The following is an 18,642-nucleotide window of genomic DNA, read 5'->3' on the forward strand; positions in this document are numbered from 1 at the left end:
CAGTTTCAACGTTTGCGGAACCTCTGTGGGAGCGGGCGTGCCCGCGAAGAGGCCGGTACAGGCTAGCGCGGGTCCAGCCAGACCAACGATGCGAAGCGCCCACCCTGCGGGGTACGGCGATAGGAGAAGAAACGTGCATCACTGACCGTGCACAAGCCACCGCCATAAACAGCAGTCACTCCACGGGCAGCCAGGCGAATACGCGCCAGCTCATAGATATCCGCCAACAGCTTGCCTGGCCGTTCGCCATCAACGAATGCCCGAGCTGCTTGCGGGTGCACGGCGGTAAAGGCATCACGCACTTCCAGCCCCACTTCGAACGCTTGCGGGCCGATGGCAGGCCCCAACCACACCAGCACCTCTTCTGGCGGCAGCGCCAGCCGGTCCAGCGTGGCTTCCAGCACGCCACCCGCCAGCCCGCGCCAACCAGCATGCGCCGCCGCCACGCGGGTGCCGGCGCGGTCGCAGAACAGCGCAGGCAGGCAATCGGCGGTCATCACGGTGCAGGCAATGCCAGGCTGGCGGGTCCAGCTGGCATCGGCCTCGGCGACCACAGCCGGGTCGGCATCCGCCACCACCAGGCCATGTACCTGCTTGAGCCAGGCCGGTTGGATGGCGAACTGTTCGCTCAGGCGGCGGCGGTTCTCGGCGACCGCGGCAGGGTCATCCCCAACATGGTCGCCGAGGTTGAAGGTTTCATAGGGCGGCAGGCTGACGCCGCCCTGACGGGTGGTGACACAGGCGCGCACCGAGGCCGGGGCCGGCCAGTCGGGGAATAGCAACGCCTGCGTCAGGTCACTCATCCGATGAAACTCTCGCGGTCCTGGTTCAACAGCGACAGCAACCAGACGAAGTCATCCGGCAGTGGCGATTCCCACTTCATGACTTCACCGGTAATCGGGTGGGCCAAGGCGAGGAAACGCGCATGCAGCGCCTGGCGCGGGAAGGTCTTGACCGCCTCGACCATGGTCGGGCTGGCAGCGGGCGGAATACGGAAGCGCCCGCCGTACGTCTGGTCGCCAACCAGCGGGAAACCCACATGGGCCATGTGCACGCGAATCTGGTGGGTACGGCCGGTTTCCAGCTTGACCCGCACATGGGTGTGCGAGCGGAAGCGCTTGAGTACACGGTAGTGGCTGACCGCCGGCTTGCCGCCGTCGGTTACAGCCATGCGCTGGCGCATGCCGCCGTGGCGGCCGATGGGCGCGTCGATCTTGCCACCGGCAGTCACCACGCCGATCACGATGCACTCGTAGATGCGGCTGACCTTGCGGGCCTGCATCTGCTCGACCAGCTTGGTCTGCGCCTGCAGGGTCTTGGCCACCACCATCAGGCCGGTGGTGTCCTTGTCCAGGCGGTGCACGATACCGGCGCGCGGCACGTTGACGATGTCTGGCACATGGTGCAGCAGCGCGTTGAGCAGGGTGCCGCTGGCATGCCCGGCCGCCGGGTGCACAACCAGCCCGGCAGGCTTGTTGATCACCAGGATGTGGTCGTCTTCGTAGACGATATCCAGTTCGATATCTTCTGCGATCCACTCACCCTGGGCCTCTTGCTCGGCCTCCAGGGCAAGCAGAGAACCACCATGAACAAGGTCTCGAGGGCGCACGACTGCACCATCGACCGTCAGGCGGCCCTCTTTGATCCACGAAGTTAGCCGCGAACGCGAGTACTCGGCGAACAATTGGGCGGCGACCTGGTCGAGGCGTTGGCCGCCCAGTTCGGACGGTACCTCTGCGCTAAGTTGAATGATCTCGGACATGCTCGATTCGGCGGGCGCACAGCCTTTGGTTTCGGCTGCGAGCTTGTGGTTAAATACGGCTTCTTTTGTCCCGGGGTTGGCCGGGGCGCTCATCATAACAGGACGGCACCGCCCAAGACAGCGGCCGTCAAAGGGACGCAAGCCGCCATGCAAGTGAAACACCTGCTGCTGATCGCCATCCTCGGGCTTACCGCGGCCTGTTCCTCTAATAAAGAGGTCATTGACGAGAACCTCAGCGAGGCCGAACTGTACCAGCAGGCCCAGGCTGATCTGGACAATTCCAGCTACACCAGCGCCGTGAACAAGCTCAAGGCCCTGGAGTCGCGCTACCCGTTCGGCCGCTATGCCGATCAGGCGCAGCTCGAGCTGATCTACGCCAACTACAAAAACTCCGAGCCCGAGGCCGCCAAGTCGGCCGCCGAGCGCTTTATCCGCCTGCACCCGCAGCACCCGAACGTCGATTACGCCTACTACCTCAAAGGCCTGACCTCGTTCGACCAGGACCGCGGCCTGCTGGCGCGCTTCCTGCCGCTGGACATGACCAAGCGTGACCCGGGCGCCGCCCGCGACTCGTATAACGAGTTCGCCCAGCTGACCAGCCGTTTCCCCAACAGCCGCTACGCACCAGACGCCAAGCAGCGCATGATCTACCTGCGCAACCTGCTGGCTTCGTACGAAATTCACGTGGCCGACTACTATCTGGGCCGCCAGGCTTATGTAGCTGCTGCCAACCGTGGCCGCTACGTGGTCGAAAACTTCCAGGAAACCCCGTCCGTCGGTGACGGCCTGGCCGTGATGGTCGAGTCGTACCAGAAGCTGCACCTGGACGAACTGGCCGCCACGAGCCTGGAAACCCTCAAGCTCAACTACCCGGACCACCCGAGCCTGGTCGATGGCGAGTTCCAGCCCAAGCAGACCGAGTCTGACGGCCGCGGCTGGCTGTCCAAGGCGACCTTGGGCCTGATCGAAACCGATACCCCGCTGCCGCCAGGCGAAACCCGCGCCAATCAGGACGTGGTCAAGCAGTTCCAGGACGCGCGCGACGAGATGCCGCGGGAGCTGCTGCCTAAAGACGAGAACGGCGACCCGATCGTGCCGGAAGGCCCGAAAGAAGCCGAGAAAGACCGTTCCTGGTTCAGCTACATGACCTTTGGTCTGTTCGACTGACCTTCGGCGGTGAATGAAAGGGAGGCCTTGGGCCTCCCTTTTTTATTGGCCGCGTCCTAGACTGTCGGCTTCTTCAATCGACAAGCTGGACACCATGGTTCGCCTACTTTTCTGGATCGCCCTGATCGCCGCCGCGTTCTGGCTGTGGCGCAAGTTCAAAGTCAGCCAGCAGTCGCACCCCGAGGCGAAGCTGGATGCGCCGCTGAAGATGGTGCGCTGCGCCCATTGCGGCGTGCACCTGCCCAACGACCGGGCGCTGCAGCAGGGTAATGAGTGGTACTGCAGCCAGGCTCACCTGCAGCAGGGCCCTGGCCACAAGGGTTGAGCGCAAAACCCGCGGATGCACACAGAACCCGCTCCCACCGTGGGAGCGGGAAGATGCTCTCAGCCCAAACGCCCTTCTGGCGCATAGGGCGCCGGGTCGATGATCGGCTCGGCACCAGTCAGCAAATCGGTAAACAGCTGGCACGAAGCCGGCGCCAGCACCAGCCCATTGCGATAATGCCCGCAGTTCAGCCACAACCCTTCATGCCCTGGCACAGGCCCAATGTAAGGGATGCCTTCTGGCGACCCCGGCCGTAGTCCCGCCCAGTGCGCCACCACTGTGGCGCCTTCAAGTTCAGGCAACAACTCCACTGCCGATGCCTTCAGGCTTTCCAGCGCATCCCCGGTCGGGGTCTTGTCATACCCGGCGTGTTCCAGCGTGCTCCCCACCAGAATGTGCCCGTCACGTCGCGGAATCGCATAGCGCCCCTTGGCCAGCACCATGCTCGGCAGGAAATCTTCAGCACACTTGAACAGGATCATCTGGCCCTTCACGGGCTCAACCGGCAGCTCAAGGCCAAGGGTACGCAACAGGTCGCCACTCCAGGCGCCTGCGCTGAGCACAACCTCATCCGCCGCCAGTACGCCATCGGCAGTCTGCACACCGGTCACGCGCCCCTTTTCTTGCTCGAAGCCGGTGATCTGGCAATGTTCGCGCAAGGTCACGTTCGGCAGCGCCAGTAACGCCGCCTTCAGCGACTTGACCAAGCGCGGGTTGCGCACATTGGCCACGCCAGACATGTAGATGGCGTGCTTGAAGCCCGGGCCCAGCACCGGCACCGCATCGTAGGCCGCCGAAATATCCACGGCACTCAGCGGCCGCTGCTCACGCGCGGCCCAGGCCAACGCTTCGGCCTCGTCGTCCAGGTCGAGCCAGTACAGCCCGGTGGTGTGAACTTCGGGGTCGACACCGGTGCTGGCGAACAGGCGCTCGCCCAGCTGTGGATAAAAGTCCTGCGACCAGTGCGCCAGAGCGGTCACTGCAGGGCTGTAGCGCCACGGGTACAACGGCGAGACAATGCCTCCGCCAGCCCAGGACGACTCTCGGCCAACCTCGCCCTGATCGCACACCACCACCTGGCCGACCTTGGCTGCCAGGTTGAATGCCGTCAGCAGGCCGATCACCCCGCCGCCGACCACCACTACTTGCTTGCTCATCTGTCGATCCAACACCTGAAGTAAAACCGCGATGCACCGGGCATCATTCAACCTTCAGCTTCCCCAGCAGTGCGCGCCGTGCTCAACGGCACCCGGATTGCGCTGCACGCCAGCCTGGTCGAGCTGGAAATCGCCACAGCCATCCTGTGCCATCAGCCCATGCGGTAGCCGCCGGGCGCGCAGCGTGAAGGTGTCACTGTCGCGCTGGGCCTGAAGGCTGTAGTAGCGGGTACCTTCGGGCAAGACCAGGTCGCCCTCGGCGTATTGGCCAGTGCGCACACGGTGGCGCTCCAGGCGCAGGGCGGCATCATGCAGCAGGCCAACCACTTCGCTGCGCGCGGCTCGCCGAAGCTGGTCGCTGTAACTGGGGTAGGCAATGGCTGCCAGAATGCCGGTCACGGCCAGCACAATCAACAACTCGATCAGGCTCAAGCCTTGCTGCATGTCAGTCTCCTCGCAATCTTTGTCGCCAGGTGATGCGTTGGGTTTGATTGCCGGCTACGGCGTAGACCGCTTCCAGCACATGCCGTGAGCGGCTTTGCTTGCTGACGGCGGTAATCCGGAACAGGCTAACCGGCTGCCCTTCGGGCATGTGCGCGGCACGTGTGCTGACACCCAGGTTCTGCAGCTGGAAAAAGCCGGTCTGGGTACCTTGCCACTGCCCAACCAGATCGTGCGGCCTGGGCGGTGGCAGACACGCGTTACAAGCGTCAGGGGGCGCCCGTTCAAGTTCGCGTACCCCAGCCAGCAAAGTGGCCTCAGCCTCTTCCAGCGCCAGCAGGCCATCGCTCAGGTAGCCGGTCATCCGTGTTTCCACCAGCGCGTCACGCAGGGCAGATGTGGCAAGCAGGCCCAGCAGGACGCTCAGGACCAAGGCCAGTAGAAGAACCACGCCACGCTGGCGAGTCATGAAGCGGGGACCGGGTTGCGAATTGCGACGCTCAACTCATGGCGCTGCTGAACCTTGAGCGTGGGTTCGTAAAGCGTCAGGCTGATATCCACCCGTTCACCCCCCACCATCTGCACGCGCTCCACACGCATCGCCTGCACATTCCCAACCAACGGTTGAAATTTGCTGTTTCCGCGCTTGAACCTCAACGTATCGCCCTGGAGCTGGTAGACATACCTGCTGACCGGGTACACCAGTGGGTCCCCAGCCTTGCGCGCTGCATCGACAGACGCTTTGGTCAGGCAATCGGTGTGCAGAAACCAGTCAGGTACGCCAGCTTGCCCAGGCAACTCCGCCACGATCAGGCTAAGGGTGGACGCTTCGATCACCAAGGGGCGAGCGAAGACCTGATGTAATGCCGGGTCATCGAAATCGGAAGGTTTCAGGCGCAAACAGCCAAACATGCCGGCCATGCGAATATCCTGGGCCATGCGCAGCAACGCCTGCCGCGCCTCATCCTGCATGCGCAGCGCAGTACTTTGCAGGCGCCAGGCCTGGTGAGCCGATGCAAAGAGCTGACTGGCGGCCGCCAACAGCATCAGTCCGATAGTCAGCGCCAACATCAGCTCAACCAAACCGAAACCACGTTGGCCGCGCCTCATCGACGCCCCCGTTCATGCTCGCTGTGCGCCGCCATTGCTGCCTGCCCAGTGCGACGCGCGCTGTCCACAGCCTGCAAGGCCTGCAGTTGCAGCCCCGCTGCGGCGAACATACCCACGGCCACGACCACAACCGCCAACAACACTTCCAGAAGCGTCATGCCCCCTTGCCTTGCGTGCATCCCTGCACCTCCTGCGACTTTTCCCGTCATTGCTTTCAACTTGGGCGACTGGACCTCTTGTCCAACCGCCAGGAAGCTATAGCCAAGCACGTCCAGGGAGGAATGCACGGTGAAGCAACGCGGCGTAACACTGATACAAATGTTGTCGGCCTTGGCCGTGGCGGTGTTGCTGACGCAGTTCGGCATACCGGCCTACGCCAGAATGAGCGATGACCTTCACAGGGCAGCAGCAGCGCGTGATCTGGCCCAAGCGTTGCGTAGTGCACGCAGCCATGCGCTGTTGCAGGGCCAGCCGGTGCTGGTGCTGGCGCTGGACGGTAATTGGGGGAATGGTTGGCGGGTAGTGCTGGAGCATAACCGGCAGGTGCTGCGTGAGCAGCGGCTGGCAAGGCCCCTGAAAATAGTCAGCAATCGTGGTGAGCAGTTCAAATTCAGTGCGCTGGGCGTGCCAATGACGTCGGGCAACAGCTGGCTGGGTGCAACACTGGAAATGTGCGAACGCTCCTCTGCTCGCAGCCGATATCAAGTGGCGCTGGCATCAAGCGGCAGAGTCAGGTTGGTTACAGGGGACCTGAGCACTGGCCGCTGCTAGAGCGGTCAGTGCAGGAGCGGTCTTGTGTCGCGAAAGGGCTGCAAAGCAGCCCCCTGCATTGGCGGCGATGCAGCCCTTAGATCAGCGAGCGAACACGCAGCTCTTTGGGCATTGAAAAGGTGATGTTCTCTTCACGCCCGTCCAGCTCTTCAGCGCCAGTGGCGCCCCAGGCCTTGAGCTGTTCGATCACGCCGCGCACCAGCACTTCGGGTGCCGAAGCACCGGCGGTGATGCCGATCCGCGCGGTTTGCTCAAACCAGCCGCGTTGCAGGTCCTCGGCACCGTCGATCAGGTAGGCCGGGGTGCCCATGCGCTCAGCCAGCTCGCGCAAACGGTTGGAATTGGAACTGTTCGGGCTGCCGACCACCAGCACCACGTCGCTCTCGCCAGCCAGTTGCTTGACGGCATCCTGGCGGTTCTGGGTGGCGTAGCAGATGTCGTCCTTGCGCGGGCCGCCGATGTTCGGGAAGCGTGCACGCAGCGCATCGATGACGCGGCTGGTGTCGTCCATCGACAGTGTTGTCTGGGTGACGAAAGCCAGGTGGTCCGGGTCGCGCACCTGCAGGTTGGCAACATCTTCCTCGTCTTCGACAAGGTAGATGGCGCCGCCGTTGCAGGCATCGTACTGGCCCATGGTGCCTTCGACTTCCGGGTGCCCTTCGTGGCCGATGAGAATGCACTCACGACCATCGCGGCTGTACTTGGCCACTTCGATGTGAACCTTGGTCACCAGCGGGCAGGTGGCATCGAACACTTTCAGGCCACGGCCAGCCGCTTCCTGGCGCACGGCCTGGGAAACACCGTGGGCACTGAAGATGACGATGACATCGTCCGGCACCTGGTCCAGCTCTTCGACAAAGATGGCGCCGCGGTTACGCAAGTCTTCCACCACGAACTTGTTGTGCACCACTTCGTGGCGCACATAGATCGGCGGGCCGAAGACTTCCAGCGCGCGGTTGACGATCTCGATCGCCCGGTCGACCCCGGCGCAAAAGCCGCGAGGGTTGGCGAGTTTGATTTGCATGCTCGGCTCCAGGCTTACAGGGCCTTCACCTCGAGGATCTCCACCTCGAAGGTCAGGGTCTTGCCAGCCAGTGGGTGATTGAAGTCGATGGTGACCTGGTCGTCATCGAACGCTTTGACCACCCCCGGCAGCTCGGTGTTGGCGGCATCGTTGAAGATGATCAGCAGCCCTTCGGACAACTCCATGCCTTCGAAGTTGGACCTCGGCATGACCTGCACGTTCTGCGGGTTAGGCTGGCCGAAGGCGTTCTCCGGGGCCACTGCCACGGTTCGCTTGTCGCCGGCCTTGAAGCCGAACAGGGCGTTTTCAAAGCCCGGCAGCAGGTTGCCATCACCCACTTTGAAGGTGGCTGGGGTTTTATCGAATGTGCTGTCGACGGTGTCGCCGTTTTCCAGGTGCAGCGCGAAGTGCAGGGTGACTTCGGTGTTCTGGCCGATACGGGTGTCAGTCATGGACCGGATCCTCGGACTTCTTGCTCTTGAACATATCCAGCGCCAGCATCACCGCACCAACGGTGATGGCGCTGTCGGCCACGTTGAAGGCCGGGAAGTAATGGCGGTTCTGCCAGTGCACCAGGATGAAGTCGACCACATGGCCCAGCACGATACGGTCGTACAGGTTGCCAATCGCCCCACCCAGCACCAGCGCCAGCGCCACGGCCAGCCAGGTCTCGTTGCGCCCCAGGCGCTTGAGCCACACCACCAGCACCGCGCTGACCACTACGGCGATCAAGGCGAACAACCAGCGCTGCCAACCTGCACCATCAGCCAGGAAGCTGAACGCGGCACCGGTGTTGTAGGCCAGGGTCCAGCTGAAGTAGTCAGGAATGACCACGATCTGCTGGTACATGGTCAGGGTGTTGTTGAAGTACAGCTTGGTGGCCTGGTCGACGACCAGGACCAGCAAGCTCAGCCACAGCCATGCAAGGCGCCCGAAGCGCCCCGCTGCAGGGTTAGGCATAGTGGCGTACCTCACCCGAGCCGGTCAGGTTGTCGACGCAACGGCCGCAGATTTCCGGGTGTTCCGGATGGCTGCCAACGTCGGCGCGGAAGTGCCAGCAACGGCCGCACTTGGCGTGGCCGGACTTGACCACTTTCAGCTTGAGGCCTTCGACCTCAGTGGCTACGGCTTCGGCAGGCGCCTGTGCAAACGGCACCACGCTGGCGGCCGAGGTGATCAGCACGAAGCGCAGCTCGTCGCCCAGCTTGCCCAGGTCGGCACTCAGGCCTTCGTCGGCATACAGGGTAACTTCAGCCTGCAGGTTGCCACCAATGACCTTGGCGGTACGCTGGTTTTCCAGCTCTTTGTTCACCGATGCCTTCACCGCCATCACACGGTCCCAGTAAGCGCGGCCCAGCTCGGTACCTTCCGGCAGCTCGCTCAGGCCTTCGTACCAGCCGTTGAGCATCACCGACTCGTTGCGCTCGCCCGGCAGGTACTGCCAGATTTCGTCGGCGGTGAATGCCAGGATCGGCGCGATCCAGCGCACCAGCGCTTCGCTGATGTGATACAGCGCAGTCTGGCAGGAACGGCGGGCGACACTGTTGGCGCCGGTGGTGTACTGGCGGTCCTTGATGATGTCGAGGTAGAAGCCGCCCAGTTCCTGTACGCAGAAGTTGTGCACTTTGGAGTAGACGTTCCAGAAACGGTACTCGCTGTAGTGCTCTTCCAGCTCGCGTTGCAGCAGCAGCGTACGGTCAACGGCCCAGCGGTCCAGCGCCAGCATGTCTTCCGAGGCCAGCAGGTCGCGGGCCGGGTCGAAACCGGACAGGTTGGACAGCAGGAAGCGGGCGGTATTGCGGATACGCCGGTAGGCGTCGGCACTGCGCTGCAGGATCTGCTCGGAAACCGCCATTTCACCGGAATAGTCGGTGGCCGAAACCCACAGGCGCAGGATATCGGCACCCAGGGTGTTGTTGACCTTCTCCGGCTCGATGGTGTTGCCCAGCGACTTGGACATCTTGCGGCCGTTCTCGTCCACGGTGAAGCCGTGGGTCAGCAGCTCGCGGTACGGCGCGTGGTTGTCGATGGCGCAACCGGTCAGCAAGGACGAGTGGAACCAGCCGCGGTGTTGGTCGGAACCTTCAAGGTACAGGTCAGCGCGCGGGCCGGTGGCGTGGCCAATGTCGTGCGAGCCACGCAACACGTGCCAGTGGGTGGTGCCCGAGTCGAACCACACGTCGAGGGTGTCGGCGATCTTGTCGTACTGCTCGGCTTCAGCGCCCAGCAGTTCGGCGGCGTCCAGCTTGAACCAGGCCTCGATGCCCTGCTGCTCGACACGCTTGGCCACTTCTTCCATCAGCTCGACAGTGCGCGGATGCAGCTCGCCGGTCTGCTTGTGCAGGAAGAACGGGATCGGCACACCCCAGTTGCGCTGACGCGAGATGCACCAGTCCGGGCGGTTGGCGATCATCGCGTGCAGGCGCGCCTGGCCCCAGGCCGGAACGAACTTGGTGTCTTCAATGGCTTTCAGCGCACGCTCACGCAGCGGCTCGCCGGTGGTCGGCTGCTTGTCCATGCCCACGAACCACTGCGCGGTGGCGCGGTAGATCAGCGGGGTCTTGTGGCGCCAGCAGTGCATGTAGCTGTGGCTGATGGTTTCGGTGTGCATCAGCGCACCGACTTCGCTCAGCTTCTCGACGATGGCCGGGTTGGCCTTCCAGATGAACTGGCCGCCGAAGAATGGCAGCGACTCGACATACACGCCGTTGCTCTGCACCGGGGTGAGGATGTCGTCGTTGACCATGCCGTAGCGCTTGCAGGTGACGAAGTCGTCCTCACCGTAGGCTGGCGAGGAGTGCACCACGCCGGTACCGGCGCCCAGTTCGACGTAGTCGGCCAGGTAGATTGGCGACATGCGATCGTAGAACGGATGGCGGAAGTTGATCAGTTCCAGCGCAGAACCTTGGGCGGTGGCAAGGACCGAGCCTTCCAGGTTGTAACGCTTCAGGCACGCCTCGACCAGCTCTTCAGCCAGCACCAGCAGGCGCTCGCCGGTGTCGACCAAGGCGTACTTGAATTCCGGGTGGATGTTCAGGGCCTGGTTGGCCGGGATGGTCCACGGGGTGGTGGTCCAGATCACGATGGCGGCCGGCTTGGCCAGAGAGGCCAGGCCGAAGGCGGCGGCCAGCTTGGCCTCATCGGCAACCGGGAAGGCCACGTCGATGGTCTGCGACTTCTTGTCGGCGTACTCGACTTCCGCTTCAGCCAGCGCCGAACCGCAATCAAAGCACCAGTTCACCGGCTTCAGGCCCTTGAACACGAAGCCTTGCTTGACCATCTCGGCCAGGGCGCGGATTTCACCGGCCTCGTTGGCGAAGTTCATGGTCTTGTATGGGTTGTCCCAGTCACCCAGCACGCCCAGGCGGATGAACTCGGTCTTCTGCCCTTCAATCTGCTCGGCAGCGTACTCGCGGCACAGCTCGCGGGTACGGTCGGCGGAAAGGTGCTTGCCGTGGGTAACCTCCACCTTGTGCTCGATCGGCAGGCCGTGGCAGTCCCAGCCTGGCACGTACGGCGCATCGAAGCCGGCCAGGGTCTTGGAGCGGACGATCATGTCCTTGAGGATCTTGTTCAGCGCATGACCGATGTGAATCTTGCCGTTGGCATAGGGCGGGCCGTCGTGCAGGACGAACTTGGGACGATCCTTGCCAATTTCGCGCAGCTTCTGGTACAGGCCAATGCTGTCCCAGCGCTGCAGGATCTGCGGTTCGCGCTGAGGCAGGCCGGCCTTCATGGGGAAGGCGGTGTCCGGAAGGTTAAGCGTGGCTTTGTAGTCGGTCATTTCAGGCTCTTCGTTAGCGGTTGAGCGTGCCAATGTGCACGTGCGGCGGCGATATCCGCATCGATCGCCGACTTCAGCGCCTCCAGGGAGGCGAATCGCTGCTCTTCACGCAGCTTGTGGTGGAACTCCACCGTCAGGCGCCGGCCGTAAAGGTCGCCGGCAAAGTCCAGAAGATGAATCTCCAGGTGCGGGCGCCCATCACCGGCAACGGTGGGGCGCACGCCGATATTGCCGACACCCGGCCAAGCCTTGCCGTCGATCACGATGCTGGCCAGGTATACCCCGGACAGCGGCACGCGGCGGCGCTTGAGCTGGATGTTGGCGGTAGGTGTGCCGAGCTGGCGGGCAAGCTTCTGGCCGTGCAGCACGCGGCCTGTAATGCGGTACGGGCGGCCCAGCAGGTGTTCGGCCAGCTTGAAGTTGCCCTCGGACAAGGCCTTGCGCACTTCGGTGCTGCTGACCCGCAGGCCGTCCTGGATTACCGTGTTGGCGGCCTCGACGGTGAAGCCGTACGCGTTGCCGGCCTCGACCAGGAAAGCAAAGTCGCCAGCGCGGTCGCAGCCAAAGCGGAAGTCATCGCCCACTTCAAGGTGACGCACGCCCAGGCCGTCGACCAGGATGGCCTTGACGAAGGCATCGGCACTGAGCTTGCTCAGTCGCTGATTGAAGGCCAGGCACAGCACCCGGTCGATGCCTTCGGTCGCCAACAGCTCAATCTTGTCACGCAGCCGAGCCAGGCGCGCCGGCGCGGTATCAGGTGCGAAGTACTCGCGTGGTTGCGGTTCGAAGATCACCACGCAGGTCGGCAGGCCCAAGGCCTGACCACGCTCGCGCAGGCGCGCCAGGATTGCCTGGTGGCCACGGTGAACCCCGTCGAAGTTGCCAATGGTGGCGACACAGCCCCGGTGCTCGGGGCGCAGGTTGTGAAGACCTCGAACCAGCTGCATAACGCGCTTCTTGCTCATAAAGTGGCCGATTATAACCACACCCGGGCGCTGGTGACAGGCAGCAGCGCCCAAGGGCGGCGTGGAATGCGAAAAACCGACGCCTGACCCGCCAAAAGCCTCAGTGCAAGGCTTTGCGAGCGAAATGCCGGGGCCGGAAGCCGCACAGGTACAGGCAGCCAAAATACGTCACGACGCCCGCCAGGATCAGCGCCCCAAGCCGCAGGAAGCGCTCAAGCATGATGCCCTGTTCCCAGGCCGGCATATAGTGCATGCCCGCCAGCAGTACTGCCGACATCAGCGCCACCGCCAACACAAGCTTGAGCAGGAACACTGCCCAGCCAGGCTGAGGCTCAAACAACCGCTGACTGCGCAGTTTCCAGAACAGCAGGCCGGCATTCAGGCAGGCACCGAGGCTGATCGCCAATGCCAGGCCGGCATGTGCAAGCGGGCCGACCAGGGCAAGGTTGAACAGCTGGGTGCAGACCAGGGTGAAGACTGCAATCTTCACCGGCGTGCGGATATTCTGCTGCGCGTAGAAGCCCGGTGCCAGCACCTTGACCAGAATGATTGCCAGCAAGCCCACGGAATAGGCGATCAGCGCCCGCTGGGTCATGGCCGCATCAAACGCGCTGAACTTGCCATATTGGAACAGCGCGACGGTCAGCGGCTCGGCAAGAATGGCCAAAGCCAGGGTGCATGGCAGCACCAGCAGGAAGCACAGGCGCAGGCCCCAGTCGAGAATCCGCGAGTACTCCTCGCGGTCCTTGTTGGCGTAGGTCTTGGCCAGGGTCGGCAGCAGGATGGTGCCCAGGGCCACGCCCAGCACGCCCGAAGGCAGCTCCATAAGGCGGTCGGCGTAGTACATCCACGACACCGAGCCGGCGACCAGGAAGGAAGCAAAAATGGTGTTGATGATCAGCGAGATCTGGCTCACCGACACCCCCAGGATCGCCGGCAGCATCTGTTTCAGTACCCGCCACACACCCGCGTCCTTGAGGTTCAGACGCGGCAGCACGAGCATGCCGATCTTCTTCAGCGCTGGCAGCTGGTACAGCAACTGCGCCAGGCCACCCGCCAGCACGCCCCAGGCCAACGCCATGATTGGCGGGTTGAAATACGGTGTCAGCAACACGGCGAAGGCGATCATCGCCACGTTCAGCAGGGTGGGCGTGAAGGCCGGCACCGAAAAGCGGTTCCAGGTATTGAGGATCGCGCCGGCCAGGGAAGACAGCGAGATCAGGAATATATAAGGAAACGTCACCCGCAACAGGGCGGTGGTCAGCTCGTATTTTTCGGTGCTGTCGACAAAACCTGGGGCCGTCGCCCACACCACCCAGGGTGCAGCGAGGATGCCGATGGCGGTCACCAGGGCCAGCACCAGGGTCAGAAGGCCACTGATATAGGCGATGAAAGTGCGTGTCGCCTCCTCGCCTTGCTGGGTCTTGTACTCGGCCAGAATCGGCACGAAGGCCTGGGAGAATGCACCTTCGGCAAAAATGCGCCGTAACAGGTTGGGCAGCTTGAACGCGATGAAGAAGGCGTCGGTAGCGACACCAGCACCAAAAATACGGGCCAGGATGGTGTCGCGAACAAAGCCAAGCACCCGCGAAATCATGGTGATCGAGCTTACTGCAGCCAGGGATTTGAGCAGGTTCATCGAAAAGATTCACGCCAATGACAGAGGACGCTGCCAGACAGCGTCCGAATGTGCGATACTCCCGCGCCTTCGCAGGGGAGCCAAAAATTCCCGAGTGTACAGGTCGCGCAGCAGAAAGGAATCTTTCCCGCTTGTTGGCGCACCGCTCGGCGGAACCTTGCAGGTGGCCTTGACATCCGCTCGACTGATCGGCATGATTCGCGGCCTATTTTGTTTGCTATTTACCTAAAGTCTTTCGAGGAGCTCGACGGTGGCCAACACACCTTCCGCCAAGAAACGTGCAAAACAGGCTGAGAAGCGTCGCAGCCACAACGCCAGCCTGCGTTCCATGGTCCGCACCTACATCAAGAATGTAGTTAAAGCCATCGACGCAAAAGACGCCGAAAAAGCGCAAGCCGCTTACGTTCTGGCTGTACCTGTAATCGACCGTATGGCCGACAAGGGTATCATCCACAAGAACAAGGCTGCTCGTCACAAAGGCCGTCTGAATGGCCACATCAAGGCGCTGAAAGAAGCTGCAGCTGCCTAAGCGACGCGCTAGTCGAAAAACCGACCCTAGGGTCGGTTTTTTGTTGCCTGCGATTTATACACCGTCACCGATGCGCGTTGCTGCAACCTGCACATGATGACCGATATGCTTTGGGCAGCGCCACAAAGCAGGGGCCGCGCCAGGCGGCCCTACCCTTGCATCACTTGGCTATCTGAATCTTCGGCGCCCATTGCAGCCATTCATCCTCGGCCTTGTCGAACAAGGCAAAGGTCTGCCGCGGCCGTGCCGGGTTACCCATCTGCTCGCCATCTGGCGTTGCGAAGGCGATACCGCCATCAATCAGGGTTTCCACCGACTCGGTACGCACTGTAGCGCCCTTTAACAGCCCCCAGTCGAAACCGAAACCACTGCTGTTCCAGAAGCGGCTACCGCTGCGCACCAAGGCGGCATAGCGCGGCTCGATGAGGATATGAATCAGCACGCGATCAGCGTTCTGGCCCAGCTCGAAGCCTGTCACCTTGCCCACCTTGACCTCACGATAGGTAACCGGCACACCCGGCTTGATCGAGCCGCGGCGTGGCGCACTGAGCGTCAATGGCAGGCCGACCTCAGGCCCTGCGACCTGTGGGGCATCGGCCAAAGCGATGAAGTCGCGCTGTGGCCCACGGTCCTTGGCTGCTGGCTGCACCTCCACGTACTGCCCACCAATCAGGGTATCGAGGTTTTCAGTGCGCACCAGGCCCAGCGCCGGTTTGACCACCCAGAACTGCGTACCGGCACGTGCAATACGATCCGCCGCTTCGGTAATACGCGCCCGCAGCAGTACCGCCTGCAGGTCATCGGTGAGGTCAACGCTCTCGATACTGCCTACATCCAGGCCGCGGAAGCGGATGGCCGTGCCCGGTTTCAAGCCATCGGCACGCGCTACACGGATGGTGATCAACGTACCCGCACGGTTTACCGCTTCCTGGCTGTCATGCAGACGGAAGCGTGGAATGTGCCGCTTCAGCGGTACATCGGGTCGTGGCGTATCGAAGGCAATACCGCCGGCCATCAGTGTTTGCAGCGATTCACTCTTGATCTTGATACCCGACAGGCCGCCGGTCAGGGTGATCCCACTGACATTCCAGAAGCGGGACGAACCATTGACCAGTTTCTCGTACTCCTTCTCGATATGCACACCGATCAGGATTCGATTGCTGTTACGAGCGAACTGATAGCTCTGCACGCTGCCCACCTTCACCTGGCGGTACATCACCGGGCTGCCGACTTCCAGCGAACCCAAGGTGTCGGCGAACAACACCATGTGCAGGCCCGGCGCCTTGAGGTCGAGTGGCGGCGCCTTGGCACGCGCCTCGAACTCACGCTCTGGCCGTGCGCCCTTCTCACCGGGACGAATGGCGATGTAGTTACCTTTGACCAGCGCTTCCAGGCCAGTGATTCCCGCCAGGGAAATCGACGGCTTGACTACCCAGAACTGGGTCCCGTCTACCAGGTAGTCCTCGGTCAGTGGGTCGAGTGTCAGCTCGGCCGAAGCGCTGGCCAGGTTGTCTTCCATCTTCAGGGCTTTCAGCGAGCCCACCTGGATGCCCTTGTACATGACCGGCGTGCGACCCGCCTGCAGGCCTTCATAATCGCTCAGCTTCACTTTTACCCGGATACCCGCCTGGGCGGCATCGAAGTCCTCGTACAGGCGGAACGGCAGGCTCGGATCGGTGGGCGGGCTGTCCTTGCGGTACTCCGGCGTGGCGAAAGCGATACCACCCGCCACAATGCTCGACAACGACTCACTGCGCACCTTCACACCCGAAAGCGAAGCATCGATGCTGACACCGCTGGCGTTCCAGAAACGTGTGTGCTTGCGCACCAGGCTAGCGTAAGCCGGCTCGATGAAGACTTTTACCTCTACGGTGCTCTGGTCCTCGGACAGGCGGTAGCTTTTCACCCGGCCAACCTGAATCTGCTTGTAGAACACCGGGCTGTCACGGTTGAGCGAGCCCAGCCTGTCGGCCTTGAGGGTCAGGTGCAGGCCTGGCTCAGAGTCCGAGAGCGGTGGTGCCACCTTCAATGCCACAAAGCGTTTGGTACGCTCCCCCTCCCCCGGACTAACAGCGATGTAGTTGCCCGAAACCAGTGTTTCAAGGCCGGATATTCCGGCCAGGCTGACGCTCGGCTTCACCAGCCAGAAACGCGTGCCTTTGTTCAGATGGGGCTCGGCGGCCTTGTTCATCTCGATGGTAGCGATCACCCCCTGCGTGTCGCCCTTGGCGTCGAGCACCAGGCTTTTCACCTTGCCAACCGGCATGCCCTTGTAGATGACCTCGGTCTTGTTGGCGACGATACCCTCTCCCGACTCGAAGCGGACTTCAATTTCCACGCCAGCGTCGCGGTAGGCCTGCCACGCGAGCCAGCCACCGATCATCAGCGCAATCAAAGGCAGGATCCAGATGGCCGACCAGTTCGAGGCTGGGCGGGTTTTAGCCGTTGGCAGGTCACTCATGGTCGTCATCCGACTCCGTGTTATCCCAAATCAGTCGGGGATCGAAAGTTAAAGCGGCAAGCATTGTCAGGATCACCACAGTTGCGAAGGCGACAGCGCCCAGGTTGGCTTCGACACTGGCTATTCGGCCAAAATTCACCACTGCCACCAGGATGGCAATGACGAAGATATCCAGCATGGACCAGCGCCCAATGAATTCGATGAAGCGGTACATCAGTATCCGCTGCCGGGCTGAAAGCGGTTGCCGCCGTTGAACGGAATACAACAGCAAGCCGATGCCCACCAGCTTGAACGTGGGGACCAGGATACTGGCAATGAACACCACAGCCGCAATGGGCACCATGCCGTGTTTGAGCAGGGTGATGACCCCGGACATGATGGTGTCCGGGCTGCCCTGACCGAGGGTACTCACGGTCATGATCGGCAGTATGTTGGCCGGGATGTAGAGGATCGACGCCGCAATCAGCAACGCCCAGGTACGCACGATACTGTTCGGCCGGCGTGCATGCACGATAGCGCCGCAGCGTGTGCAGGTTTGTGAAGTACTGTCAGCCTCTTGCCTGTTCAGCTCGTGACACTCATTGCAGACAAGAATGCCTGCGTCAATCGCCCGCATGCAGGTCCTCCCCCGATAACGCACTCCAGATCTGGTGGGGCGACATCACCACCTCGAGCCATACCTGGATCAATAACAGACTGATGAAACAGAACAGCCCAAGGCCCACGGTCAGCTCGGCCAGATCCACCAGCTTTACGATGGCCACCAGCACCCCCATGAAATAGACCTCGAGCATGCCCCAGTCACGTAGGTGGTGATAGATACGGTAGAAGACCAGGCCGTAGTCACGCCCGAAGTTCAGGCGGATGCTCAACAGGACGACCAGCTGACAGAGCAGTTTCGCCAGTGGAATGACCATGCTACAGAGCAAGACCACCACGGCAACACCGCGCATTCCCGAGTTGTACAGGCCTAGCACGCCACTCCAGACCGTATCGTCTGAAGTCTGACCAAGCAGGTGCAACTGCATGATCGGCAGGAAACTGGCCGGCACGAACAGCAAAAGGGCCGCCAGCACCAAGGCCAGGCTGCGATTGACCACATTGTGCCGGTGGGCATAGAGCTCGTAGCCGCAGCGCGGGCATTGGGCTTTTTCATCATGCTGCAGCACGGGCTTGCGTAGCAGCAGGTCGCATTCATGGCAGGCGACAAGCTCGTCCAACGGCAACTGTGCCAGGGTTTCAGGTTCGACAGAATTGGACATATAGCGCTTCTGAATAGGTGCGTGGGGCTATTCTAGTGTTCTGGCTCGAATTGTGGGAGGCGACGTTGGCCTGGAGGGTATACGCCCCTGCCTGCCGTTGCACCATTCTCTGTAGGAGCGGGTTTACCCGCGATCACCGGCGAAGCCGGTGTCCTCCACCGAGCTGCCTGCTTCACGGCATGCCCACAGTGATTCAAACAAGCCCTGGCTTTTTTGCCCACAAAGACAAAACCCCTACCTGCATG

20 protein-coding genes are annotated in these 18,642 nt (G+C 62.2%); 4 read left to right on the forward strand and 16 right to left on the reverse strand.

Annotated elements, in window-relative coordinates; all coding sequences use genetic code 11:
- Positions 1–62 precede the first annotated feature (62 nt).
- Both pgeF and rluD read right to left on the reverse strand, forming a co-directional pair.
- The gene (gene pgeF, locus ACF8EA_RS17585) at positions 63–803 is read right to left on the reverse strand and encodes a peptidoglycan editing factor PgeF (protein WP_392522771.1); all 741 of its coding nucleotides are present in this window, start codon (positions 801–803) and stop codon (positions 63–65) included.
- Positions 800–1,762, reverse strand: a complete 963-nt coding sequence (gene rluD / locus ACF8EA_RS17590; RefSeq protein WP_003247554.1) for a 23S rRNA pseudouridine(1911/1915/1917) synthase RluD — start codon at positions 1,760–1,762, stop codon at positions 800–802. Before rluD ends, pgeF begins: the two co-directional genes overlap by 4 nt.
- 147 nt (positions 1,763–1,909) lie before the next feature.
- Between rluD and ACF8EA_RS17595 the strand changes: the two genes are divergently transcribed.
- Complete coding sequence (locus tag ACF8EA_RS17595) at positions 1,910–2,929, forward strand: outer membrane protein assembly factor BamD (RefSeq protein WP_021784194.1); 1,020 nt, start codon at positions 1,910–1,912, stop codon at positions 2,927–2,929.
- Positions 2,930–3,023: 94 nt separating this feature from the next.
- A complete protein-coding gene (locus ACF8EA_RS17600; RefSeq protein WP_003247559.1) occupies positions 3,024–3,254 on the forward strand; it encodes a PP0621 family protein in 231 nt (76 codons plus the stop codon).
- A 59-nt stretch (positions 3,255–3,313) separates the two neighbouring features.
- On the opposite strand, the gene thiO is transcribed toward ACF8EA_RS17600, so the two are convergent.
- Genes thiO through ACF8EA_RS17625 form a run of 5 tightly spaced genes read right to left on the reverse strand, consistent with a single transcriptional unit; the run spans position 3,314 to position 6,141 of the window.
- Complete coding sequence (thiO, locus tag ACF8EA_RS17605) at positions 3,314–4,411, reverse strand: glycine oxidase ThiO (protein WP_392522773.1); 1,098 nt, start codon at positions 4,409–4,411, stop codon at positions 3,314–3,316.
- Between the two features lie 54 nt (positions 4,412–4,465).
- Complete coding sequence (locus ACF8EA_RS17610) at positions 4,466–4,855, reverse strand: type IV pilin protein (protein ID WP_275966848.1); 390 nt, start codon at positions 4,853–4,855, stop codon at positions 4,466–4,468.
- A 1-nt stretch (position 4,856) separates the two neighbouring features.
- Entirely contained in the window at positions 4,857–5,321 is a 465-nt protein-coding gene (locus ACF8EA_RS17615; RefSeq protein WP_392522776.1) for a hypothetical protein, read from the reverse strand.
- Positions 5,318–5,962: a PilW family protein gene (locus ACF8EA_RS17620; protein ID WP_392522778.1), complete on the reverse strand. Its 645-nt coding sequence runs from the start codon at positions 5,960–5,962 to the stop codon at positions 5,318–5,320. The genes ACF8EA_RS17615 and ACF8EA_RS17620 overlap by 4 nt, the downstream gene beginning before the upstream one ends.
- The gene (locus tag ACF8EA_RS17625) at positions 5,959–6,141 is read right to left on the reverse strand and encodes a prepilin-type N-terminal cleavage/methylation domain-containing protein (RefSeq protein ID WP_392522780.1); all 183 of its coding nucleotides are present in this window, start codon (positions 6,139–6,141) and stop codon (positions 5,959–5,961) included. Before ACF8EA_RS17625 ends, ACF8EA_RS17620 begins: the two co-directional genes overlap by 4 nt.
- A gap of 109 nt (positions 6,142–6,250) precedes the next feature.
- Here ACF8EA_RS17625 and ACF8EA_RS17630 point away from each other — a divergent pair, with 109 nt between their 5' ends.
- On the forward strand, positions 6,251–6,733 hold the full coding sequence (locus tag ACF8EA_RS17630) for a GspH/FimT family pseudopilin (protein WP_392522782.1): 483 nt from the start codon (positions 6,251–6,253) through the stop codon (positions 6,731–6,733).
- A gap of 76 nt (positions 6,734–6,809) precedes the next feature.
- Here ACF8EA_RS17630 and ispH read toward each other — a convergent pair whose 3' ends face one another.
- The 6 genes from ispH to murJ form a co-directional block, all read right to left on the reverse strand.
- On the reverse strand, positions 6,810–7,757 hold the full coding sequence (gene ispH / locus ACF8EA_RS17635) for a 4-hydroxy-3-methylbut-2-enyl diphosphate reductase (protein WP_021784201.1): 948 nt from the start codon (positions 7,755–7,757) through the stop codon (positions 6,810–6,812).
- Between the two features lie 14 nt (positions 7,758–7,771).
- Positions 7,772–8,209: an FKBP-type peptidyl-prolyl cis-trans isomerase gene (fkpB, locus tag ACF8EA_RS17640; protein WP_392522783.1), complete on the reverse strand. Its 438-nt coding sequence runs from the start codon at positions 8,207–8,209 to the stop codon at positions 7,772–7,774.
- Positions 8,202–8,717: a signal peptidase II gene (gene lspA, locus ACF8EA_RS17645; RefSeq protein ID WP_176685739.1), complete on the reverse strand. Its 516-nt coding sequence runs from the start codon at positions 8,715–8,717 to the stop codon at positions 8,202–8,204. The genes fkpB and lspA overlap by 8 nt, the downstream gene beginning before the upstream one ends.
- The gene (ileS, locus tag ACF8EA_RS17650; RefSeq protein ID WP_392522784.1) at positions 8,710–11,541 is read right to left on the reverse strand and encodes an isoleucine--tRNA ligase; all 2,832 of its coding nucleotides are present in this window, start codon (positions 11,539–11,541) and stop codon (positions 8,710–8,712) included. Before ileS ends, lspA begins: the two co-directional genes overlap by 8 nt.
- Entirely contained in the window at positions 11,538–12,488 is a 951-nt protein-coding gene (ribF, locus tag ACF8EA_RS17655; RefSeq protein ID WP_392522786.1) for a bifunctional riboflavin kinase/FAD synthetase, read from the reverse strand. Before ribF ends, ileS begins: the two co-directional genes overlap by 4 nt.
- 118 nt (positions 12,489–12,606) lie before the next feature.
- Entirely contained in the window at positions 12,607–14,145 is a 1,539-nt protein-coding gene (gene murJ / locus ACF8EA_RS17660) for a murein biosynthesis integral membrane protein MurJ (RefSeq protein WP_021784204.1), read from the reverse strand.
- A gap of 250 nt (positions 14,146–14,395) precedes the next feature.
- Here murJ and rpsT point away from each other — a divergent pair, with 250 nt between their 5' ends.
- Positions 14,396–14,674 carry a 30S ribosomal protein S20 gene (gene rpsT, locus ACF8EA_RS17665; protein WP_003247625.1) on the forward strand — a complete coding sequence of 93 codons (279 nt, stop codon included), beginning with the start codon at positions 14,396–14,398 and terminating at the stop codon, positions 14,672–14,674.
- A gap of 160 nt (positions 14,675–14,834) precedes the next feature.
- Here rpsT and ACF8EA_RS17670 read toward each other — a convergent pair whose 3' ends face one another.
- The 3 genes from ACF8EA_RS17670 to ACF8EA_RS17680 are packed head-to-tail and all read right to left on the reverse strand — an operon-like array spanning position 14,835 to position 18,397.
- Positions 14,835–17,135, reverse strand: coding sequence for an MlaD family protein (locus tag ACF8EA_RS17670; RefSeq protein ID WP_392522788.1), 2,301 nt, complete (start codon positions 17,133–17,135; stop codon positions 14,835–14,837).
- A complete protein-coding gene (locus ACF8EA_RS17675; protein WP_021784206.1) occupies positions 17,128–17,751 on the reverse strand; it encodes a paraquat-inducible protein A in 624 nt (207 codons plus the stop codon). The genes ACF8EA_RS17670 and ACF8EA_RS17675 overlap by 8 nt, the downstream gene beginning before the upstream one ends.
- Positions 17,738–18,397: a paraquat-inducible protein A gene (locus ACF8EA_RS17680; RefSeq protein ID WP_392522790.1), complete on the reverse strand. Its 660-nt coding sequence runs from the start codon at positions 18,395–18,397 to the stop codon at positions 17,738–17,740. Before ACF8EA_RS17680 ends, ACF8EA_RS17675 begins: the two co-directional genes overlap by 14 nt.
- Between the last annotated feature and the right edge of the window lie 245 nt (positions 18,398–18,642).

It is taken from the genome of Pseudomonas sp. YQ_5 (genome assembly GCF_043103305.1).
In the GTDB taxonomy this organism is placed as follows: Bacteria; Pseudomonadota; Gammaproteobacteria; order Pseudomonadales; family Pseudomonadaceae; genus Aquipseudomonas; species Aquipseudomonas putida_Y.